The sequence below is a fragment of the Paenibacillus terrae genome (assembly GCF_005217525.1).
GTDB lineage: Bacteria > Bacillota > Bacilli > Paenibacillales > Paenibacillaceae > Paenibacillus > Paenibacillus terrae_C.
In genome coordinates, this window is record NZ_PNXQ01000013.1 from 92,055 (window position 1) to 112,778 (window position 20,724).

The window sequence follows — 20,724 nt, forward strand, 5'->3', positions numbered from 1 at the left end:
GCTGGATCGGGTTGGCGAGGGACGTACTGAATATTTGTATGCCTGGAAGAAGCTGCTGGACGCAGGTATTCCATGTGCTGGCGGCAGTGACGCGCCGATTGAGCCTTTGGACCCTTTTCTCGGTATGCATGCCGCTGTGACCCGCACCAAGCCGGGAGAGACGCATGAGGGGTATCTTCCCGATGAAAAGCTGGACATTCACGAAGCTATTTATCTGTTTACCCTCGGAAGTGCAGTGGCTGCGGGAGAAGCGGATGAACGGGGTTCGCTGGCTGTCGGGAAAGCCGCTGATTTTACGGTTATTGACCGGGATTTATCGGAGCGTCCAGAGGCTTTGCTTGACGTTAAAGTACGTATGACTGTTGTGAACGGAATCGTTGCGTACCGGGCATAGACGGAAATAGGGATTTGTGCAAAAAACCTTCAACCTCACGCTAAAAGTGGAGTTGAAGGTTTCTTGGCTTTTACAAACCACGCTGTGCGAAACGGTCTGCATTTTTCACACTGGACCATAGATCAGAGCTTGCCCCGCCCGGATACCAGTAGGCGAAGCCTGCGACTCCTTTATCCTGTCCCAAACGGTATTTACGGGTGAAGGATCGCCCTTCCTCCAGCCATAGCTTATGAAGCTGAGTATCCTTGTAGGAAACGGTGTACTGCTGAATATCCTCATGCCAGACCGGTTTGGAGGTGGAACGGGATACAAGCTGATTTTGCTCAATCAGTGAAATATCCGACGAAGCGACCGATTGACCACTCGCATTGAGGGTCCAGTTCCGTGTGAATAAAGGCAATGCCAATATCGCTTTATCCGGGTCGGTGGTTAGTAGAAAGCGCCGTACGCTCTCACGGAGCCACGGTAATGAGGATACGGAGCCGGGGGTCGAGCTGCCTCCCCAATGTTCGTCATATCCCATCAGAATCAAATAGTCTGCCGCAGCGCCAAGCTGCTTATAGTCAAAGGCGGCTGTCCAGTCTGTACCGTAATCAGGAGATACGCAGATCGCCAGCACAGCATTCAGGCTTTTTAACTTGGCTTTTAATTGTTGGATGAACAGCGTGAGCTGGGTACGATCCTGCCCATCCACATTTTCAAAATCAATTACAAGCCCATCCAGATGATGTGTAGATACGGCATTCGCAAGCTGAGTTATGGTTTTGTTCCGTAAAACATCACTGGACAGGATTTGGTGCGTCATCGTTAGATTCGAACGGTTGCCTACCATCGCCCAGACTTTTTTTTGATGCTGTTTGGACCAGGTGAGGAGCGAGGTGTTTGTAAGATCGCTAATATTACCCGTTTCGTTTAGAAAAAACCAGCGCGGTGATAGGGTGTTGATGTTAGATTGAAGCACTGAGCTTTCAAACTGTTGAACGCTCTGATCATATTGCCAGCCTAGTCGGATGGAAGATGCTGTGGACGCTGTTTTGGAGGCATGCTGTGTTGAATACGTCAGTAGCCGTTCCAGAAGTGCTGCTGTTTCTTCGCGGGTCAGGGAAGATGTCGGGCGAAATTGGTTGTCTTCCCCTTTCATAAAGCCGTAACGGTTCACGGTGGTTACAGCTTCAAGAGCCCAATCTGCAATCTGGTCGGCGTCTGTAAAAGTGGAAACCGCTGCTCCTGATCCCGTCGAGCGTATGAGGCGCGCGATCATCAAGGCTGCTTCTTGCCGGGTTACAGGGCTGTTGGGTTGAAACGTGGCGGACGTTCCGCCCTGCACCACGTCAAGCTGGGAGGCTGCTTCAATCCATCCGTAGTACCAGGCTTGTTTGGATACATCCCGATAGGAGGAGACAGATGCTTGTACAGGCTCCAGACCGAGTGTGCGATCCAGCGCGGTAACCCATTCGGCTCTTGTAACCGCCTTTTTGGGAGAAAAGTAGCCGGGTTGTGTACCTGCCAAAATTCCTTTGGCGTGCAGAGAAGTGATAGATTGATAAGCATAGCTGTCTGAAATATCCTTAAACGCTGTGCCAACCGCGGTTGCGGGAACGGTTAAACATGAAGCGAATGTAGTTATTATCGTCATGGCGGCAGTCGCCAACAGAGTAAGTTTGGTTAGCAAGCGTGATCGTATGGGGCTCATACACTATAACCTTCTTTTTATGATAGATTGTCAGACGAATCATTCGTCACATGACGACTAATACTATCAAAAATAGTAAAGTTATTCATTGCTAAATTGTTGGAAAACGCAAAAAAGCCCTTACCTGTAGAGGCAAGGAGCTTCACATTCGAAACTATTCTTTTTTGGCATACATTATACCAATCGTCTGTGGACCACAATGACTGGAAATCACACAACCGGCTGTTGTCAGCAGCACCTCTTGCGCTCCCGTCTCTTCCTGTAAACGGGCTTGCAGCATCAGCGCATCTTCCTCAGCCAAAGCATGTACGACAATAATGATATCGTTATCCATATGTCCCCGCTGGTTCAGGGCATTTTGCAGCATCTGATCCAGCGCCTTTTCACGTTTGCCACGTACTTTGTACGCAGGTGTCATTTTTCCGTCTATTACTTTGATCACCGGACGAATTTTGAGCAGACTACCGATCAGATTTTGCATCCCTGAGCATCTTCCGCCCTTGTACAGATACTCAAGCGTATCAATCACGAATTCCGTGTCGATCAGGGGGCGGGTTCTCGTCAACATGTCCACAATCTGTTCCATTGTACTGTCGTTGGCTGCGGCGCGTGCGGCCTTCATCACGAGCATGCCAAAGCCGCACGACAGATTCAGGGAATCAAAGACGGTAACACGACCTTTCGGGAACTCAGAAGCAGCGAGCAGCGCATTTTGATAGGTTGAGGACAGCTCGGAAGACAGACTGATATATAAAATGTCGTCCCCTTGTTCTATGTAGGGAGCAAAGGCTTGAATAAAGTCCGATGGAGAAGGTGCGGCGGTTCGCGGCAAATGTCCCTCACGACTTACGCGCTGAAATAACTGCTCTGGCTGGATGTCCACGCCATCCCGTAATGATTCATCCCCAAACACCGTATACAATGGTACAATGCCAATCTCGTACTGTTCGCGCCATTGGACTGGGATATCACTGGTACTGTCCGCAAAAATTTTGATTTTGTTCATACATTGAATCCTCTCTGTGTGATGCGGAGAAATTATAAGGATTGCACAGAGGAAGGATAGATATCCGCTGTGTTACTCGGAACGGCAAGACCCATGGCCAGAAGTGCAATGAAGCCCAGAATAATGAACGCATTAATGATTAACCCTGCAATGGCAAATGCTTTCTTACGGTTCTTCAACGCAATTCCTATAATGCCGACCACAAGCCCGGCGCAATTCAATAACAGACTGCCTAAAAATACAAAAGGAAGCAGGACGGTTCCCGTTTGTTGCAGAACAACTTCCGGGTTCAGGGTTTGGTATTGGCTGAAATGAGCCAACAGATTAATGACCATAACAGCCAGAATGATATACCCGATCAGGCTGACGAGCGACATAATAAAAGAAGCAATACCGGGACCGGAATGCTTAAGCTTGACTGGAGGCTGGAAGACGGGAGCTTCTGAAAAAACAGGATGCTCCTCAGACGCAACAGGCTTTTGCAGATTAGGATCTTGGTTACTCATCTTTTCAACTCCTTGAACATTATCCGAACAGGTACTAATTTTCCACAAAATGAACAAAAAAGCAAGGGACCTTACACATTACCCTCCAAAAGACAGGGTTTAATCATGGAATTCTGTAGGGTTTAAATTTAAATGGAGTGGCTGGCAAACTTCATGTGGATTCGATAAAATAAGGAGATAGCTTGGATGAGAGTATAAGATGAAAAGGAGTACACAAACATGCAACGCAGATGGATAATTGTAGGATCTATAATGATGCTGCTGGCGGTAGCTATTGGAGCGTTCGGGGCTCATATTGTGAAAACACGGATCGACGCAGATGCTTTGGCTGTGTATGAAACTGGTGTGAAATATCATATGATTCACGCTGTCGGTTTGCTGATCATTGCATTGGCTGCGGGACAGTGGGGAGCGTCGGCTCGCTTAAAATGGGCAGCGCGTTTGCTTTTTATGGGAATCATTTTGTTTTCTGGCAGCTTGTATGTGCTGAGCTTGACCGGGATTCGTGTGCTAGGTGCCATTACCCCGCTGGGGGGCGTATGTTTTATCGCAGGTTGGCTTTTGCTGGCATTAGCTGCCTGGGGTTTAAAGAAAGAGGATTAATTTAACTTTCCAGATCATATCACAAAAAAGAGAATCGCTTGGAAAGACATAACGTTTTTCCGGCGGTTCTCTTTTTGCGTGTTTATTTCATGCTGTAAGGACTTTACATTTACGATGTGATTTCATCGATTTCATTCATTTTAAAGGAGTATACTTGCTTCTCATCTACATGGTACACACTCAGTAAGTTATTCTCATGATCCAAATTAAGGATGCGACATGGGATGCTTCGTTGTCCGCCATAGCGATTTACGATTAGCCGTACAAGCGTATTATCATGTATATAGCGTTTAATCCAATCATGGGTGCTAAGTTCTTGTTGTGTTGCAGGCTTCGGCTGTACGTGGGATTGTTTGATCTCTTGAACGACAGGTGGCTTGTTCATAGCCGCGTCTAATTTTTTTTTGGAGAACTTCTCCGCAAGCTTAGCGGCAGCGTCAGATGAGCCGTTAGCGGCTGACTGTTTTTTTAGATACAGTGCAGCTTCGATTAAATTACCAAGTTCGATACCGGACTGAATCCGGCTATCCGCAATTTGTTCGTTTTGGCTCAAGAGGTTAAGCAGGAACTGAAGGGCCTCTACATTGGAACGACCTTTAACTAATACATCTACATTAAATAAATAACTGGCTTCGTCTTGATTTGATTCTTTTTTCATACATCCTCCAGCCCAAGCCCTGGGTAATTAGTCTTTTATAGTACATATCAATATATCATTAAAACGTAATCTGTCATAGTACCTTAGGCCCTGTTATGGAGATTAACAAAATAGGCCCTGTCTAAACTTATATTGATGGTGTGTCCATAGGAACCCACACTAACATGCAAATATTTCAAAATATATCCAGGGTAAATCATGGGTAGTACTTGCTTGAACATTACACAGATATGCTTAACTTGCTGATCCTGGCGGATGGAATATGTAAATCCCGCATATGGCTATGCATTACGATCGAAGTTGTGACCGATCCTATACATATACATATACAGAGAATAAATGAGACTGAGGTTGAAATCAAGCGGTTTAAATTTTAAATATTTTCATTATGCATCTTTCAACGCGGATTTAATTTCACCTGCGAGCCCTTGCCGCCTGTCTGGATTCCGGTTTCCTTCATTCCGGCTTCTTTCAGATCGACCAATAGTCGCTCTAACACCGCTTTGGCAGCGGCAGCTTCCTTCGCTCCAGACGATTTTACGACCAATTGCACCGGCTTGCCGGAGCGCAGATGTTTGTCTGCTTGGCGCAGCTTTGTATCATAATCATGCTCCTCGATATGAGCAGTGAAGCGAAGCTCCTTGACCTTTTCCTTACTGCTCTTTCCAGTCATGTTGCCACCGCTCGCCTTACGTGTTCCGGTTTCCTTCTGCGCGAGCGCTTTTCCCTTGCCCTTAGCTACTAGGCTGCATGGCGGAGGACTGCTCATCAGTGATGTACAGACCAGATCCATTTCTTTGGATCGGGCCATAGCCAAGGCTTCCTCTCTCGAGACGATACCGATCTTCTCACCGTTGAGTCCAGTGAGCATGACTTCGGAAGCCTTTATTTGCTCGTTGATTAATACTGCCACGTAAATGAAACCTCCCTTAGAACAATGATAAAACTATCATATACGGAACCCGTTTGCGATTCAATTTAGAATTCCGGGTAGCGGGAAGGTGGAGCTTTCCAATGAGACCTAGCCACTTTTCTTTGGTACAATACTTTGTTGACAAAAATAATCAACCCTTATACTCTTTTACTGATAATGATTATCATTTTCTGTTTAAACATATACGTACAGGGGGAATGAAAGAAATGAAAAAGATGTTGAATGGTCTATTATTGATTATGGTTTTTGCAATTGTATTGGCGGGCTGCGGATCGGTAGGGGATAGCTCGAAGCCTGAAACCAGTTCCGGGCCTGAGCAGACAACCAAAGCGGTCAGATCGGTTACGGTTAAAGACGATCACGGGGAAGTCAAGCTGGACAAGCCAGCGGAACGTGTCGTTGTTCTGGAGTGGGCGTTTACCGAAGACCTGATCGCGCTAGGCGTGCAGCCTGTTGGTAATGCGGACAACGAAAACTACAGGCTGTGGATAACGCCGGAGGCGAAACTGGCTGATTCGGTCACTGATATCGGTACACGGGGCGAACCGAATTTGGAAGCGATTGCGGCGCTCAAGCCGGACCTTATTATCTCAAACACAGGCAATAATGCAGCGATTTACGAACAGCTTAAGGGAATTGCACCAACGCTAGAATACGATTTTTTCAAGGGAAAAGGTTATGATTATGATCGCATGGTTGAAATCTTTAAGCAGATCGCTGTGGCTACTGGAAAAACGGAGCAGGCTGATAAAGTCTTAAATGACCTTGACCAGCATTATATGGAAGCAAAGACTACATTGAAAAAAGCGGATAAAGCAGACTTCCACTATGTGCTGACTCAGGCTTTCACAGTTCAAAATGCCGCCACCCTACGAATGTTCGAGGATAACTCGCTTGTAGTAGAAACGCTTGCGAAAATCGGTATGGTGAATGACTGGAAGTCGGACAAAACCGAGAAATATGGATTCAGCACTGTTGGCATCGAGGCTCTTCCTGCGGTACAGGACACCCATTTTATCTACATTACGCAGAAGACGGACGATGTATTCGGAGCCGCGATGAAGAACAATTCAGTCTGGAAAGAACTGAATTTCGTCAAAGAAAAACGGACCTATCCACTGGACGGAACAACGTGGACATTCGGCGGCCCAATCTCATCTAAAGTGCTGGTTGACCAGGTGGTGGGTGTTCTGACGAAATGACCCGAACAGGTACAGCGGATTTATCGAAGGCTTGGCGTGTAGGAGGCATTTTTGGGGGTGGCTTGGCGGTCCTTATTGCGCTTTTTTTTGTAAGCTTGTGCTATGGAGAGGCGCCGATCCCGCTGCATACCGTAATAGAGGCGTTGACCCAGCGTCAGAATAGTCTTGAGCATAATATGGTTTGGGATCTGCGGATGCCGCGTACGGTCATTGGAATCTTGGCTGGAGGTGCGCTTGCGATCGCCGGTGCATTGTTGCAGGCCATCACCAAAAATCCGTTGGCGGCTTCTGATACGCTCGGAATCAACGCCGGTGCCTACTTTGTGGTTGTGCTTGGCGCGGTGATGTTTCCCGCATTGCTGCATCAGGCTCCGTTTCTGTTTGCCGCCATCGGCGGCCTGCTGGCAGCGGTGCTTGCTTACTTTATGGGCGGCGGGCGAGCTGGCAGTCCGATCCGGCTGGCGCTTGCTGGCCTCATCGTGTCTATGGTACTCGGTTCGTTTACTGGAGCATTACATATTTTTTACTCCTTTGAAACGCAGGGATTGTTTCTCTGGGGTTCCGGTTCGCTGGTGCAAAACGATTGGAGTGGCACTACTTATGCTTGGCCCTGGGTTGCAGGGCTCTCGGTTATCGCGGTTTTGCTGTCGAGGCAATTCGATGTGCTGGATCTGGATGAGTCCACATCCACGTCTCTCGGGCAAAAGGTGGGCTTGACCCGGGCGGCGGGAATTGTATTGGCAGTCCTGCTGTCGACCCTTACAGTCAGCGTCATTGGGCCCATCGGGTTTGTAGGTTTAGTGGCTCCGCATTTGGTGCGCTTAAGCGGCCTGAAAATGCACCGCTGGGTACTGCCTGGTTCCTTCCTGTGGGGGGCACTGTTGTTGACGGGCGCTGACGTGCTGGCGAAAATGGTCCACCAATCCAGCATGGATCTGCCGACCGGAGCGGTAATGGCATTGATCGGGGCCCCTTGGTTAATTTGGCTTATCCTGTGGAGGATGAAACTGCCTTCCGGCATCGGCGGACAGTCTTCAATGAACATAGGTGTGCGCTCTCGGAAATTACCGTATGGCAGGCTGGTCACATTGCTTGCGTGTGGGGCCGTGCTGCTAACCGTATTTAGCCTGATGTTTGGAGGAATGCGCATTCCGGTGGGCGTTCTGCTGTCCGGGCTGTTTGGCGGTGCGAGCGCGAATTCGGCTCTGCTGCAATTTAGAATTCCACGCACGCTGGTGGCGGCCGGGGCTGGTATCGCGCTTGCGGTGAGCGGTGTCTTGATCCAACTAGCCGTTCGCAATCCCTTGGCGGATGCCTCGATCATCGGGGTCTCTTCTGGAGCGGGATTCGGCGCGCTTGCGGTAATCATCGTCTGGCCCGGGCTGCCTGTTTATGTGCTGCCAGTCGCGGCGATCGCTGGAGCGGCAGTTTCAGCGGCAGTGATTTTCTTTCTATCCTGGAACAAACATCTGAATCCGTCTGTTGTCATATTACTCGGTATCGCTGTATCAGCGATCGGAGCAGCCGGAATTCAGGTGCTAATTATCCAAGGCTCGCTGTGGGGCAGCGCCGGTTATATTTGGCTGACCGGTAGTACCTACGCTCGAAGCTGGGCGCAGGTGACAACGATTCTGGCCTTTCTGCTCGTGTTGTTGCCAGTAGCCTGGTGGCTAGCTCGTCGTTTCGATCTTTTGGTATTTGACGATAGCAGCGCCATGGGACTGGGGCTTCCGGTGCGTCGCACCCGGCTGCTGGCGATGGCAGTGGGCGTGCTGCTGGCGGGAGGAGCGGTAGCCTGCGTGGGTACGATTGGCTTCATCGGGCTGATTGCTCCGCATATCGTGCGCACATTGATCGGGCACCATGTGCGCCGTTCCATTGTCTTGTCGAGCATCTTGGGAGCGGTGATGCTGGTGCTGGCAGATACGATTGGACGGACGATTCTTGCGCCGACGGAGATTCCTTCTGGCCTGCTGATCGCTCTGATCGGTGCGCCGTACTTCCTGTACTTGATGTATCGCTCCAATCGTAGTAAGTCAGTGTAGTGGAAGTGGTACGCAAAAAGGCTGTTTCCGAGCGGATTTTCCGTGGGGGAAACAGCCTCTTTTTATATAGACAGTTGCAGTTTTAATTCAAATCTTCTGCAAAGCTATCAGGAATTTATATTTACAAATCTAATAAAGTAGATATAATGTACTGTATGGAACCGTCATTGATTTATAAAGCTTTGTCTAATGAGACACGCCGTCTAGTTATGCTGTGGTTAAAAAATCCAGAGGAATTTTTTGATGAACAGGCTTATTTGAACCAAGGTCTTAATTTTCGAATTGGTGTATGTGTGGGGGATATACAGGCTAAAGCAGGACTCGCACAGTCTGTTATTTCAAGTTATTTATTAACGATGCAAAAAGCTGGTTTGTTGGAGTCTGAGCGAATTGGGAAGTGGACATACTATCGTCGGAACGAAAAGACGATACAGGAATTTGCCGAGTACATTCAAAAGGAACTATAGACAGAAAGGAGGTTTTTTTTGTTAAATACATCTATAAATCTGTATATATAAATATGATGGGAGCTTACTTTTAAAATGAAACAGGTTAACTCTTTGCTTATTATGATTTTGGCTTTAGTATTCAAAGTAAATTAAGTATTAGACTCGGAAAATAAAGATGTAGACTGAGAAAATAAAGTGTTAGACTGCCGGTACTGCGTTAAGCTAACGGGCAGGATAGCGTGGCGGAATCCTCTATGTTAATTCTCTGGTGATAAAAAGTGTGGAACCAGTAAAAAAATACTTACCTTTATGAAGTATCTGTACTAAAAGTGCATACTTTCAATATTTCTAGCGTTCATTTTATTATCAAGATATAAATAATACTTAAGGAGGACAAATCTTTGAAAACTCTTGTTATTGTAGCGCATCCCAGCATGGAAACATCCGTCATTAATAAGCGATGGGTAGAAGAACTGAAAAAATATCCAGAAAAGTATACTGTTCACGAGTTGTCTAAAGTTTACCCTGATGGAAACATCGACGTGGAAAAGGAACAAAAATTGGTTGAATCTCATGGTAATCTTGTTTTGCAGTTCCCTATATATTGGTTTAATTGTCCGCCTCTCCTAAAAAAATGGTTTGACGATGTTTTAACTTATGGATGGGCTTTTGGTTCAAATGGAGGAGATAAATTCAAGAATCGTAAAGTTGCTTTAGGTGTATCTGCAGGAATCGAAAAGCTAGATTATCACGAAAACGGAAGATATCAATATACGCTTGAACAAATACTGGTTCCATTTAGAATGACATTCCTATATTGCGATGCAGATTATCGTTCATTCTTTGCATTTTATGGTGAGGAATATGATCGATCTGAAGAAACTGTGGAAAAAAGCACTGAAAATTATTTGGATTTTGTTGATAACCTATAATATGCATCTATATTTCGTTTGCAAGTTACCCATCAAAAAAATTGATTCATTTGAAGAATTAGTTTGTGAACTCACCACGACTGATACCGATGTTAAGCTATCGGGGGACGTTAGTTGAATGACAACAGCGGTAGTCTAAGACTTTATTTATCAAGTCTTGGTCTGCCGCTGCTTCCTTTAATGGATCAGTCTAAAACTTATTTTTCATGTGCTGACGATTCTTCAAATCAAAAACCGCATTAAATCAATGGTCCCAGTCTAATACTATATTTTCACCGAACATTTAGGTGTATTCGGCATTATTACAACGGAAATGAGGATTATAGGTGTTTTACCCCAGGTCATTCAAAAATTTAATATATCGACTTCACAGGCGGGCTGGCTTGTAAGTGTATTTTCTTTAGTCGTTGCTATTTCAGGTCCATTCCTGACCTTACTCGTTTCCGGTATAAATCGCAAAGTCATTCTGTTAACGGCTGTGCTCAGTTTTGTGATTTCAAATATGGTTTATGCTTTTACGACCGAATTCAATATGATGCTCATTTTCCGCATTCTCCCTGCTATTTTTCATCCTGTCTTTTTTTCGGTTGCCTTAGTGACCGCAGCCAAACTTGTCCCGCCGGAAAAAAGCAGTAAAGCAGTCACCAAGGTTTTCGCCGGAATAACGGTCGGATTTGCTTTTGGCGTATAACTTCTTATCTCGCAGAAAAAATATCGTTAGAAGCCGCTTTCTTGTTTGGGGCTGTTGTCAGCATGATTGCCTTTACAGGAATCCTCATTTGGCTTCCTTCTATGCCGGTTAAAGAGAAAATGTCTTATGGAAAACAGCTCGGTATACTACGTAAACCTCAATTATGGTTCAATATCGTGACCGTTATTTTTATCTTTGCAGCTATGTTCTCTGTGTACAGCTACTTTGCTGAATATCTTGGTCAGGTCACCCATATGAATGGGTCATGGATTAGTATCATGTTAATGGTCTTTGGAATCATCATGATTTTTGGGGATTTTTTATTTGGGGGGTTATTACATAAAAATCTTATAAAGACCGTCCTTATGTTTCCTCTGCTGTATGTGGTCATTTACTTATTCACTTATAGTCTGGGAACTTTTTTCCTTTCGATGGTTGCGGTTGTACTTATTTGGGGAGCGGTGCATTCCGGAGGGCTTATTATTAGCCAAGCATGGCTAACGACAGAGACGAAAGAAGCTCCCGAATTTGGAAACAGCTTGTTTGTCTCATTTTCTAATCTTGGCATTACTGCGGGGGCTTCAATTGGCGGTTGGTTTATCTCTCACTTGGGAATACACCAGCTCATCTGGAGCGGAATAATGTTTACACTTCTGGCTTTTTTAACAATCATCATTAAAGTAAAAATATTCAAATCGAATGCAGAGGAAGTAAACGTGAGTTAAAATATGGAGAGACATTAGAAGAGTACCCTACATGATGACCATAAAATAATGCATGGAGTGATGTTGATTGCATTTCGTATGGAGTAATATTTTAATTACCCTCCTAATCGTTGGTGGCATTTTGGCGTTGTTCGTCTGGGGAGTGATTTCCTTTATAAAGCGTCTTCGGAGATCGGAATGAGCTTTTCAATGATCATTATTTACTGTTTACGTAAACGTGGGACCCGTAAAAATAACTCTTTTCAGAGTCTATATTTTACGGGTCCCTGTTTTATTTAGAGCTTACGAATTTCAAATAAATCATTGGGAGTGATATTGAAATAGACACACAATTTAGTGATTAAGGTAGCTGATATTTTCTTTTTTTCCATATTGCTATTGTGCACCAGCTCCATAATTGTAGTTCTGCGATGACCAATTTCCTCGGATAATTTCAGAACAGACATGTTATCGTGCTGTTTTAAAATCTCATCCAACTTGCAATGTAAAATGTAACCTTGTTGATCCATAGGAGCCTCCAGATGACTTAGAATAAAATATTGCACTATGAAAGTGCATGTGATATATTGTGTTTATATAAAGTTGCACCATGAAAGTGCAATTGGTTCGTAATATATTATCATTTTATCAAAGGGATGTACAACGTACCCTTGGCTTTGCTATTGCCATTTTTCCAAAAATAGAATTGGGGGAGATACCATGATGCAAAACACTAAAACCAACAAACAAGCCATCAAAACCATTGTTCGTATGGGACAGGTTTGGGAGCAGACAGAAGAAAACGAAGAAGCCGGGCTGCACTACTATCACATTACAGATGCCCTTGACCGCCAATGGCAGACCATTGGGATGAATGTAACGGATGCAATTCAAGTGTTTGAGCATGGGAGCGATAAAGTGTGGACACGAATCATTCAGCCAGCTCCATTTCATCCTGACCTGACTACAAACGATTTAATTCATATGCTCAGTATTGGCCCAAAGGCTTGGCGTATACGCAACGCTATCCAAATCATATTGAATAACGTGGAAAGACGCAATGCATTTGTGAATCGTATTGTGAATGTGAATGACGAAGCTGTATTAAATCTATTATACAATATGAAAAATGAATTTCTTAAGCGCGATCAGCTTTCAAACCAGAAGTTCATGGATTTATATGCTGTAAACCCTGTAGAGGCGTTATCGGTCTACTTTTTGGAGTCTGTGGATGTTCATACATATTGGGAGTGGACCGAGGCAGGGGGTACATATAGCAAAGCCATTCAGTACAAACAAGTGAAACCTGAAATGACTTTAGCTGAAGCTATTGAAAAGGCAGAAGATGAAGCCAGAGACTTGGTTTCAGGCTACTAATATCGTGTGCTATCATGTTTTTAACCATTCTATTGGCTTAGATGGGCGGTCGGCTAGTCTCCTGCCAAGGAGGTGATGCCTGTGGAGGTTAAAGAGGCGCTGACATTAATGATAATGTTTGGTACATTGCTGGTGACGCTGATCGGATTAGTCATCACAATTGTCGTTGCATTGAACCATAACCAAAAGAAGTAGATGAAAGCGGATGGGGTATTGATGTTTTGAAAATAGCAAAAAGTAAGGTATTGGATGAAGAGGATGTGCTGCTTCAATTTTCAGCGTTGAATGTAAATAACAAGTTTTTGAGTGAGATAAAAGGAGATAAATAAAGAAAAGATGAGCGGTGATTATCCATGAGAATTAGCATCAAGCTGAAATTTAGTCTGTTCCTGGCTGTACTGCTTATTCTCGCTTTAGGCGTGCTAAGCTATTTTGTTCTTCAAGGGGTGGAAAGGAACCAGCTAACTCAAATCGAGGCTTATCTGGCCCAACACGTCAAAACGGTTAATCTGCGAGTGAAGCAGACTTTCTATACAGGAACGAGGTTGGAGCAGCAGATATTTATGAGGCAGCGGGGCCGGGGATTGGCTACGGAACTGGCCGGATTTACCGGATTGGGAGTCACGCTTTATGATGGGCAGGGACTCCAGGTAGGCACCACTATTCAAGACCCTCCAGTGGTAGACCAGCAAAGTGAAGTGAATGCTGCCCTGGCCTATGCGTTGCACAATAAAATAGCATATGAGGTTGTGGGGGACACACTCCTGTATCTGGCTCCGCTCCAAGGGCCTGAGGAGCAAATGGGGGTAGTAAAGTTGCAATATTCACTCAAAAACTCGCAGAGTTTTCTGCGAACCCTCCAGAATTTGTTCCTGACTACAGGGATCGCGGTCCTTTTACTAAGCTTCATCATCGGATATTTGTATTTTAACCGTGCAGCCGCAGCCATTGGACGGTTGAAAAAGGCGGCAGAGGATATCCGCCGTGCCGAATATATCCAGGCTCCTCCAATTGGGCGAAAGGATGAACTGGGCGAGCTGGCCGAGGGCATTTACTTTATGAGCAAGGAGATTGAGCAGAGTATTGCTGCCAAGGATGAAGAGCAACGGAAGCTGCAACTGGCCATCCACAAGCTCCAGGCGCTGGAGAAGCAGCAGAAGCAATATATCGGCAACATTAGCCATGAATTCAAGACGCCACTGACCTCCATTAAAGCTTACGTGGATTTGCTGAATATGTACGACGATGATCCCAAGCTACTGCTGGAGGCCAAGGCCAGCATCACCAAAGAAACTCAGCGGCTATATGAAATGGTGGAGAAGGTGCTACAGGTGTCGGCGCTGGAAACATATGATTTTGAGTCACAGGCCGAGCTGTTGGAGGTTGCAGAGGGGCTGAGGGATGTTTGTGCACGTATGAGCGGCAAGGCGGAGCGCTTTGGTATCACTATTTCCTGCGATGCGGAGCCAGCCCACATCTGGATTGATAAAGAGAGTTTTATGCATATTTTTATTAATTTGCTGGACAATGCGATCAAATATAATGTTCCTCAAGGAACGATTCATGTTCACAGCGAGCTTAGGGACAACCGGGTAACGATCACGATCCGTGATTCCGGTATAGGCATTCCTGATGAATCCAGAGAGAGGATTTTTGAGCCCTTCTATACGGTCAACCGCGACCGATCCAGGCAATCGGGCGGCACGGGACTGGGACTGTCACTGGTGCGCAATCTGGTTGAGAAGCAGAATGGAAGCATTATGCTGCTGGAGACGGAAGGCAAAGGCTCGGTCTTCGAGCTGACTTTTCCGGCCACATCTTGATAGGTCTGTACTCTGTATCAAAGCTACTCCATAAGTTTACAACTTGGAAACAAGTAGCCGTGGTTTGGAAAAACTTCTACGGTATGCTTAGAGCAAGCTAAGGTTACACACCACTCAAGATTAGGTTTCCAAAGCGAGGTTTGTACGAAACGAATTCAATCAGTCCATGCTCTACAAATCTTTAGGGGGAATCATGCAATGAACGCAAATATCTACAGCAAGCTGGTCAAGACAGGACTCATACTGCTCGCCACGGCGACTCTTATGTCGATGACTGCTTGTTCTACGGGAAACACGGAGGCCCGGCAGGTCGTAGAGAAGTCCGGTAAAAAGATTACCGTGATGGATAACACCGCTGAATCCGTATACACTAAGTTAAAGCTGGAGGGCATTTCCAAGATTGAGGGTGTGCGCGGGATGGATTGGGTGAGTGAAGACACGCTTGTGGTTGATAAAGAGAACAGGAAGCTGTCCCCCGTGATGATTGAGGGAGAAAAACGTTATCCACATAACCTCTATCAATATGATCTTGCTTCCAATGGGGAGACGCCGCTGCTAGAGGGGGAGAAAAGCTATGGATTTGCCAAGCTGTCCCCTGACAGGAAGCATATGCTCTATCAGCAGTTGTATGAGTCCACAGGAATCGGCTACATCATGAATCTTGAAACTGGCGTTTCCGTGAAAATGGTCGATGCAGAGTTTATGGCCGGGGAAGGCGTATGGGAGGATACAGGTCACGTTATTTTTCCCAATATGGAAGGGGACATTATCAGGGCTGATGTGAATGGAAAAAGTGAGGTCGCGGTCAAGACTGGACAGAGAAGTGTTTCTAGCGTGGCTCAGTCGGGAAATACGATCTACTATGTCGCTATGGGGGAAATGATCACCTATGATACAGAAACTAGGCAATCCGAAGTCCTGAAAAAAGATGTCTGGGTGGTCCTTCCTTCCCCGGATGGCAGCAAGCTGGCGGTTGTTAAACACACCAAACCCGGGGAGAACGTATTGGTTCTCTGCGATATCAAAGGGAAAGAGCTGTCCACATTGGCTACGGGTATGCAACTGTTCGGTACAAGCTGGTCGCCGGATGGCAGCAAGCTGGCCTATGCGGTTTCAGAGGATGGAGATAAATACCGTATTTTCATTACAGAAGCAGAAACAGGGGAGCAAACTCCGGTCTTGGGCGATAATGGTATAAGTGACCAGCTACGCTGGAGCCCTTTCGGTAAAAAGCTGCTCATTCCAACAGGGGTCTTGAAGGGCACTGGATATCAATCTACGGCTTATGTAATCAAGTTGTCTTGAACCAAAATCATTCATTTTGGGAATATTAAGAGGAGGATGAATGCGATGAAAATAACAGAAGTGCTCTTAAATACACACAGATTCGAAGCCACGAAAGCTTTTTACGGCTCTCTCTTGGGTATGGAAGTTCTAGAAGAAACCACTTCACGGTTGTCATTTGGAGCTGGCGATTCAGTTCTTGCTTTTCAGGAAAATTCCCTCATGGAGAATGAGTTTTATCACGTTGCGTTTGCGATTCCAACCAATAAGTTCATAGAGGCAAAACAATGGGTGATTGAACGGGGCATCTCATTGATTTCAAGAAGCGGAGAGGATGAGTTTCTTTTCGAAGGCTGGAATGCAACAGCACTTTACTTCTATGATCCGGATCATAACCTCATCGAGTTCATTGCTCACCATTCGCTCGACAACGGAGTAGATGAAGCCTTCGGGTCAAAGCATCTACTTCGTATAAGTGAGATTGGCCTTCCAGTCGATAATGTTCCAGAATTTTGCGAAAAAATTACAGAAATGTTCCAAATTGATTCATGGGGTGAGGCCGGGCAGCAATTTACTCCGCTCGGGGACGCGGAAGGACTATTGATTGTCATAGACAAGGAGCGGCCTTGGTTCCCGGACGATAGGGTGCCATGCGGGTTCAACACCAAGGTCGTGATTAAAGGTGCAGGTTCTGCCAGTCTTTCGCTTCAAAATGGCTTGTACGAATTGAGATCAATCTGATTAATTAGATAAAGGGGATTAGCCCAAAGGCATACTTTTGTAAACAAAGTGGCCCTAAAATGGGCCACTGGTATAATATTATATACAGTATAAGCTATTTGATTTCTGTACTCTGCATATGCTCCAAGTCGTTTCTCCATACTATTCACATAAAATATATAAAAGGGTTGTTATATCTATAATTATCCCGAAATAAATAGGGCTCAGAGAACCATTTTTATGTCTTTGGCAAGCTCGGATAACTTTTGATTCCTGAGATGCTCATCCATTTTGGTCTCCGCTGTAACCATTACTTTTTGAATTAAGCATTCTGCTTCATGATTCATACAACAGTCGAACAAAGAAGTTGTGCCTTCAATCGCATGAATAACATCTAGAAACGAAATATCCTCCCAGTTCCGCTTTAATCTATAACCGCCATTGGCACCCGAAGTAGATTCAATCATTCCCGCCTTGACCAGCTTGGTCAGTATTTTGGACAAGTAAGTAGGGGAAACCCCTTGTCGATCCGCCAACTGTTGTACACCAACAGGCTTATTTTTAGGGGTTGATACTACCAGAAAGAGCATGGTGTGAAGGGCATAATTCGTCGCTTTAGAATACTTCATGCTCGTTGATCACCTCAATTCAGGATTTAATCTATATATAATATCCTTCATAATGTGGCATCGTCAAATTTCGAATGCTCTTATTTAATACGTATCCACAGGTGTCCACACTCACCCGCAAATACTGCATAAAATATCCCGGATGAACAAAGAGGAGGTGCAGTGAGAACAATGATACACATGGAACCCGTACAAGTGGGCGAGCATACATTTATCGGAGTTGAGGTCAAACTGCCTAAAACAACGCTGTTGACCATCTCCAACTCCCGTGGTTACATCATGTGCGGCGCACTGGATGTCGGATTGCTGAATGAACGGCTGGGAGATCGGAAAATTCTTGCCGCACGAGCTGTGGGGGTAAAAACGCTGTGCGAATTGTTGGAAGCGCCCATGGAGTCAGTGACGACGGAAGCGGAGCAGCTTGGAATTAAGCCGGGTATGCCGGGGTATGAGGCACTTTTGAAGCTGGTCTAAGTGGAGCATTTGCTGCACGAAGGTAGAAAAACGCGAAAAAACCGGGGCTGCTTCGCTCCGGTTTTTTCAATAGAAAAGTTACATTTTATCGAGTAAAACGATTTCGCTTTCATATGGGCTGCATGCCTGGCAGATGAATTAATCCGCAAATAAAGCGGGCAGGCTGTCGCTAAAGGGAGCTTTGACGATCCCTTTTTCGGTAATGATGGCGGTAATGTATTCATGAGGCGTAATGTCGAAAGCAGGGTTATAGACCTTGATGCCTTGTGGGGCTGTCCTTTTGCCGAAGCTTTCGGTGACTTCCTCCGCAGGACGCTCCTCGATGGGAATGTCTGCGCCTGTAGCAGTATGCAAATCAATCGTAGATAGCGGTGAAGCTACATAAAAAGGGATGCCATGTGCCTTGGCCAGCACAGCTAAGCTGTAAGTGCCGATCTTGTTGGCGACATCGCCATTAGCCGCCACTCTGTCCGTGCCGACGATGACGGCCTGAACCCAGCCTTTGGCCATGACCATCCCTGCCATGTTGTCACACAGCAGGGTCACATCAATGCCAGCCTGCTGAAGCTCAAACGCGGTCAAGCGTGCGCCTTGGAGCACGGGACGTGTTTCGTCGGCAAACACTTTCAGGTGTATGCCATTTTCATGTGCAAGGTACATAGGAGCGAGTGCCGTCCCGTATTTCGCTGTCGCCAGTCCGCCTGCATTGCAGTGAGTGAGCGCGCCCATACCGTCTTGGAATAGAGGTAAAGCATGGACGCCGATCAGGCGGCATACTTCCTCATCCTCTGCCTGAATGGATATAGCTTCACGCTCCAATCCGGCATTCCAATCCTCGACCCGTCCTTCCGTCGCTTCGGCGGTTAGTTCTTTGGCCCGCTTCTTCATGCGGTCCAGCGCCCAGAACAGGTTCACTGCGGTCGGTCGTGATGTAGCCAAATGCTCGCAAATGCTGTGCACATGTGCCAGCCATCCAGCAGCATCGGTTCCGCCATAAGCGGAAGCACCCAGCACGACGCCGTAGGCCGCAGCCATTCCGATGGCTGGCGCACCGCGTACCTTCATGGCATGGATGCCATCCCACACTTCCTCGGCTGTGAACAGCTCCAGCATCACGATGGATTCGGGCAGCAGGCGCTGGTCCAGCATGGACAAGTAGTCACTTTTCCACACCAGCGACGAGAGAGCCTGACCAGGCACGATTGCTTCATTGGAAGCTTTAGTCGCAGTTTCTTTATTTTCACTCATATCCATTAAGCTCCTTTAGTTTGGGCAGCCGTTGCTGTCTGAATAATGTCTCCCAATTCACGGATCGAATGCACCTCGCGATTGCGGAGAACCAAGGCTTTTCCTATAGATAACGCCAGTCTTTCCGCTGCTTCCTTGATCGCAGGATCGGCAATCGTGTCTATATCGGCCACATGCGACAAGCTGATAATTCGTCGGATGACCTTGCAGCCTGCAAAGCCAATCGTATCTTGCAGCACTTTCTGGAGGTACAAGTCCTGATATCCCGGCGTGCGGGCCATGTGGTCAGTAACATGCTCGTCCCACAGTTTGCGGAACCTGCTCTCAAACTGCTCCCATACCTGAATGGAAGTCACTAAAAGCCAGTCACGGCGTTCCTGTACAGCTATCTCGCCAGAAGTCCATCCAGGCTGTGCTACATAGTTCAACAGCAGGTTGGCAATCACCGCTCCGATATCAAAGCCCATCGGTCCGTAGTAGGCAAACTCGGGATCAATGACTTTAGTGGACTCCGCTGTTACAAAAATACTGCCTGTATGAAGATCACCGTGCAGAAGCGCTTCTGTCCGCGTCAGAAATTTCTCGCGCAGCAAAGCTACTTCCAGATGAATGGCCTGATCTGTACGAAGCGCCTCTGCTTCGTCTTCGATATAGGAACCATAGTTGTTATTGTCTGAATACCGATAGGGCTCGTCCAAAATAAGATCCTCGGTGATTTTACAAAGATCCGGATTTATAAAGCGCTTGACCAGCTCTTTTTTGTCCTGCTGATTCATGCCCAGATCCGAGGTGAAAAAGAGCGTACGTGCCAGAAACTCTCCAATATGGTCAGCAAAATGCGGATATGTGTTTCCTTCAATTAATCCTTTGCGCATGATTGTATACGAGCTTAGATCCTCCATCACGGTCAAGGCGAGTTCATCGTCATAGCCGAGTACCGCTGGAACCAGCTTAGGGCAAATGTGATGCTCCTGCTGAAGCGCCTCGCGTTCAATACGGGCACGATCCAGTGACAGCGGCCAGGATTCCCCCACGATTTTCACATAGGGAAGCGCCTGTTTGGCAATGATACTCTTGTCAGATTCAGAATCCGTTATATGAAAAACCAGATTCAGGTTGCCATCACCGATTTCGCGGCATTCCAGACGAGCATCCTGACTAAAAAATCCGGGGATGTTCTTCACAAATTCTATTGCTTCTTCTGTCGTTAAAGCATGATATTGGGACAACGAAGTCACCTCCATAAATTGTGCATACATCAATGATGAGAAATACTACAAGATTAAACCAACCATTTTGCTTGGATAGAGCCAAGTATAACGAAAATCGTTTGAGTTTTGTACATTTTTTTT

Annotated in this window: 21 protein-coding genes and 1 pseudogene; 13 read left to right on the forward strand and 9 right to left on the reverse strand. The window is 46.2% G+C overall.

What is annotated here, in order from left to right; translation table 11 throughout:
- A partial coding sequence (locus C1I60_RS25645; RefSeq protein ID WP_252361726.1) for an amidohydrolase family protein occupies window positions 1–394 on the forward strand: 394 nt, incomplete at its 5' end.
- 70 nt (window positions 395–464) lie between these two features.
- Here the strand turns inward: C1I60_RS25645 and C1I60_RS14520 are convergent.
- The 3 genes from C1I60_RS14520 to C1I60_RS14530 all read right to left on the reverse strand — a co-directional run bounded on the left by C1I60_RS14520 (window position 465) and on the right by C1I60_RS14530 (window position 3,599).
- Window positions 465–2,087 (reverse strand): S-layer homology domain-containing protein, encoded by a 1,623-nt coding sequence (locus C1I60_RS14520; RefSeq protein WP_137062380.1) that lies wholly within the window; start codon window positions 2,085–2,087, stop codon window positions 465–467.
- A gap of 154 nt (window positions 2,088–2,241) precedes the next feature.
- Window positions 2,242–3,093: a DegV family protein gene (locus tag C1I60_RS14525; RefSeq protein WP_044647941.1), complete on the reverse strand. Its 852-nt coding sequence runs from the start codon at window positions 3,091–3,093 to the stop codon at window positions 2,242–2,244.
- A gap of 32 nt (window positions 3,094–3,125) precedes the next feature.
- A complete protein-coding gene (locus C1I60_RS14530) occupies window positions 3,126–3,599 on the reverse strand; it encodes a hypothetical protein (RefSeq protein ID WP_137062381.1) in 474 nt (157 codons plus the stop codon).
- Window positions 3,600–3,818: 219 nt separating this feature from the next.
- Here C1I60_RS14530 and C1I60_RS14535 point away from each other — a divergent pair, with 219 nt between their 5' ends.
- Entirely contained in the window at window positions 3,819–4,202 is a 384-nt protein-coding gene (locus C1I60_RS14535) for a DUF423 domain-containing protein (protein ID WP_137062382.1), read from the forward strand.
- Between the two features lie 109 nt (window positions 4,203–4,311).
- Here C1I60_RS14535 and C1I60_RS14540 read toward each other — a convergent pair whose 3' ends face one another.
- Window positions 4,312–4,860, reverse strand: a complete 549-nt coding sequence (locus C1I60_RS14540; RefSeq protein ID WP_137062383.1) for a hypothetical protein — start codon at window positions 4,858–4,860, stop codon at window positions 4,312–4,314.
- 397 nt (window positions 4,861–5,257) lie between these two features.
- Window positions 5,258–5,773: a translation initiation factor IF-3 gene (gene infC / locus C1I60_RS14545; protein WP_137062384.1), complete on the reverse strand. Its 516-nt coding sequence runs from the start codon at window positions 5,771–5,773 to the stop codon at window positions 5,258–5,260.
- 227 nt (window positions 5,774–6,000) lie between these two features.
- Between infC and C1I60_RS14550 the strand changes: the two genes are divergently transcribed.
- From C1I60_RS14550 to C1I60_RS14570, 5 genes and pseudogenes are all read left to right on the forward strand, one after another.
- Window positions 6,001–6,996 (forward strand): ABC transporter substrate-binding protein, encoded by a 996-nt coding sequence (locus tag C1I60_RS14550; protein ID WP_137062385.1) that lies wholly within the window; start codon window positions 6,001–6,003, stop codon window positions 6,994–6,996.
- Window positions 6,993–9,041: an iron ABC transporter permease gene (locus C1I60_RS14555; RefSeq protein ID WP_137062386.1), complete on the forward strand. Its 2,049-nt coding sequence runs from the start codon at window positions 6,993–6,995 to the stop codon at window positions 9,039–9,041. Before C1I60_RS14550 ends, C1I60_RS14555 begins: the two co-directional genes overlap by 4 nt.
- A gap of 155 nt (window positions 9,042–9,196) precedes the next feature.
- Window positions 9,197–9,508 carry an ArsR/SmtB family transcription factor gene (locus tag C1I60_RS14560; protein ID WP_137062387.1) on the forward strand — a complete coding sequence of 104 codons (312 nt, stop codon included), beginning with the start codon at window positions 9,197–9,199 and terminating at the stop codon, window positions 9,506–9,508.
- A gap of 383 nt (window positions 9,509–9,891) precedes the next feature.
- Entirely contained in the window at window positions 9,892–10,422 is a 531-nt protein-coding gene (locus C1I60_RS14565; RefSeq protein ID WP_137062388.1) for an NAD(P)H-dependent oxidoreductase, read from the forward strand.
- Window positions 10,423–10,690: 268 nt separating this feature from the next.
- Window positions 10,691–11,838, forward strand: a pseudogene (locus tag C1I60_RS14570) (MFS transporter).
- Window positions 11,839–12,113: 275 nt separating this feature from the next.
- Here C1I60_RS14570 and C1I60_RS14575 read toward each other — a convergent pair.
- The gene (locus C1I60_RS14575) at window positions 12,114–12,347 is read right to left on the reverse strand and encodes a helix-turn-helix domain-containing protein (protein ID WP_137062389.1); all 234 of its coding nucleotides are present in this window, start codon (window positions 12,345–12,347) and stop codon (window positions 12,114–12,116) included.
- Between the two features lie 190 nt (window positions 12,348–12,537).
- On the opposite strand from C1I60_RS14575, the gene C1I60_RS14580 reads away from it, so the two are divergent.
- The 5 genes from C1I60_RS14580 (at window position 12,538) to C1I60_RS14595 (ending at window position 17,042) form a co-directional block, all read left to right on the forward strand.
- Window positions 12,538–13,194 carry a hypothetical protein gene (locus C1I60_RS14580; RefSeq protein ID WP_137062390.1) on the forward strand — a complete coding sequence of 219 codons (657 nt, stop codon included), beginning with the start codon at window positions 12,538–12,540 and terminating at the stop codon, window positions 13,192–13,194.
- Window positions 13,195–13,275: 81 nt separating this feature from the next.
- Entirely contained in the window at window positions 13,276–13,389 is a 114-nt protein-coding gene (locus C1I60_RS25650; protein ID WP_235332350.1) for a putative holin-like toxin, read from the forward strand.
- 158 nt (window positions 13,390–13,547) lie between these two features.
- Entirely contained in the window at window positions 13,548–15,017 is a 1,470-nt protein-coding gene (locus C1I60_RS14585) for a sensor histidine kinase (protein ID WP_137062391.1), read from the forward strand.
- Between the two features lie 198 nt (window positions 15,018–15,215).
- Window positions 15,216–16,322 (forward strand): TolB family protein, encoded by a 1,107-nt coding sequence (locus C1I60_RS14590; protein WP_137062392.1) that lies wholly within the window; start codon window positions 15,216–15,218, stop codon window positions 16,320–16,322.
- Between the two features lie 45 nt (window positions 16,323–16,367).
- Window positions 16,368–17,042, forward strand: coding sequence for a VOC family protein (locus C1I60_RS14595; protein WP_137062393.1), 675 nt, complete (start codon window positions 16,368–16,370; stop codon window positions 17,040–17,042).
- A 203-nt stretch (window positions 17,043–17,245) separates the two neighbouring features.
- Here the strand turns inward: C1I60_RS14595 and C1I60_RS14600 are convergent, their stop codons facing one another.
- Entirely contained in the window at window positions 17,246–17,650 is a 405-nt protein-coding gene (locus C1I60_RS14600; RefSeq protein WP_137062394.1) for an Rrf2 family transcriptional regulator, read from the reverse strand.
- A 171-nt stretch (window positions 17,651–17,821) separates the two neighbouring features.
- Between C1I60_RS14600 and C1I60_RS14605 the strand changes: the two genes are divergently transcribed.
- A complete protein-coding gene (locus C1I60_RS14605) occupies window positions 17,822–18,124 on the forward strand; it encodes a YunC family protein (RefSeq protein ID WP_137062395.1) in 303 nt (100 codons plus the stop codon).
- Window positions 18,125–18,262: 138 nt separating this feature from the next.
- On the opposite strand, the gene mtnA is transcribed toward C1I60_RS14605, so the two are convergent.
- Together mtnA and mtnK are read right to left on the reverse strand one after the other, a co-directional pair.
- Window positions 18,263–19,372, reverse strand: a complete 1,110-nt coding sequence (mtnA, locus tag C1I60_RS14610) for an S-methyl-5-thioribose-1-phosphate isomerase (protein ID WP_137062396.1) — start codon at window positions 19,370–19,372, stop codon at window positions 18,263–18,265.
- A gap of 5 nt (window positions 19,373–19,377) precedes the next feature.
- Window positions 19,378–20,601, reverse strand: a complete 1,224-nt coding sequence (gene mtnK / locus C1I60_RS14615; protein ID WP_137062397.1) for an S-methyl-5-thioribose kinase — start codon at window positions 20,599–20,601, stop codon at window positions 19,378–19,380.
- Window positions 20,602–20,724 lie beyond the last annotated feature (123 nt).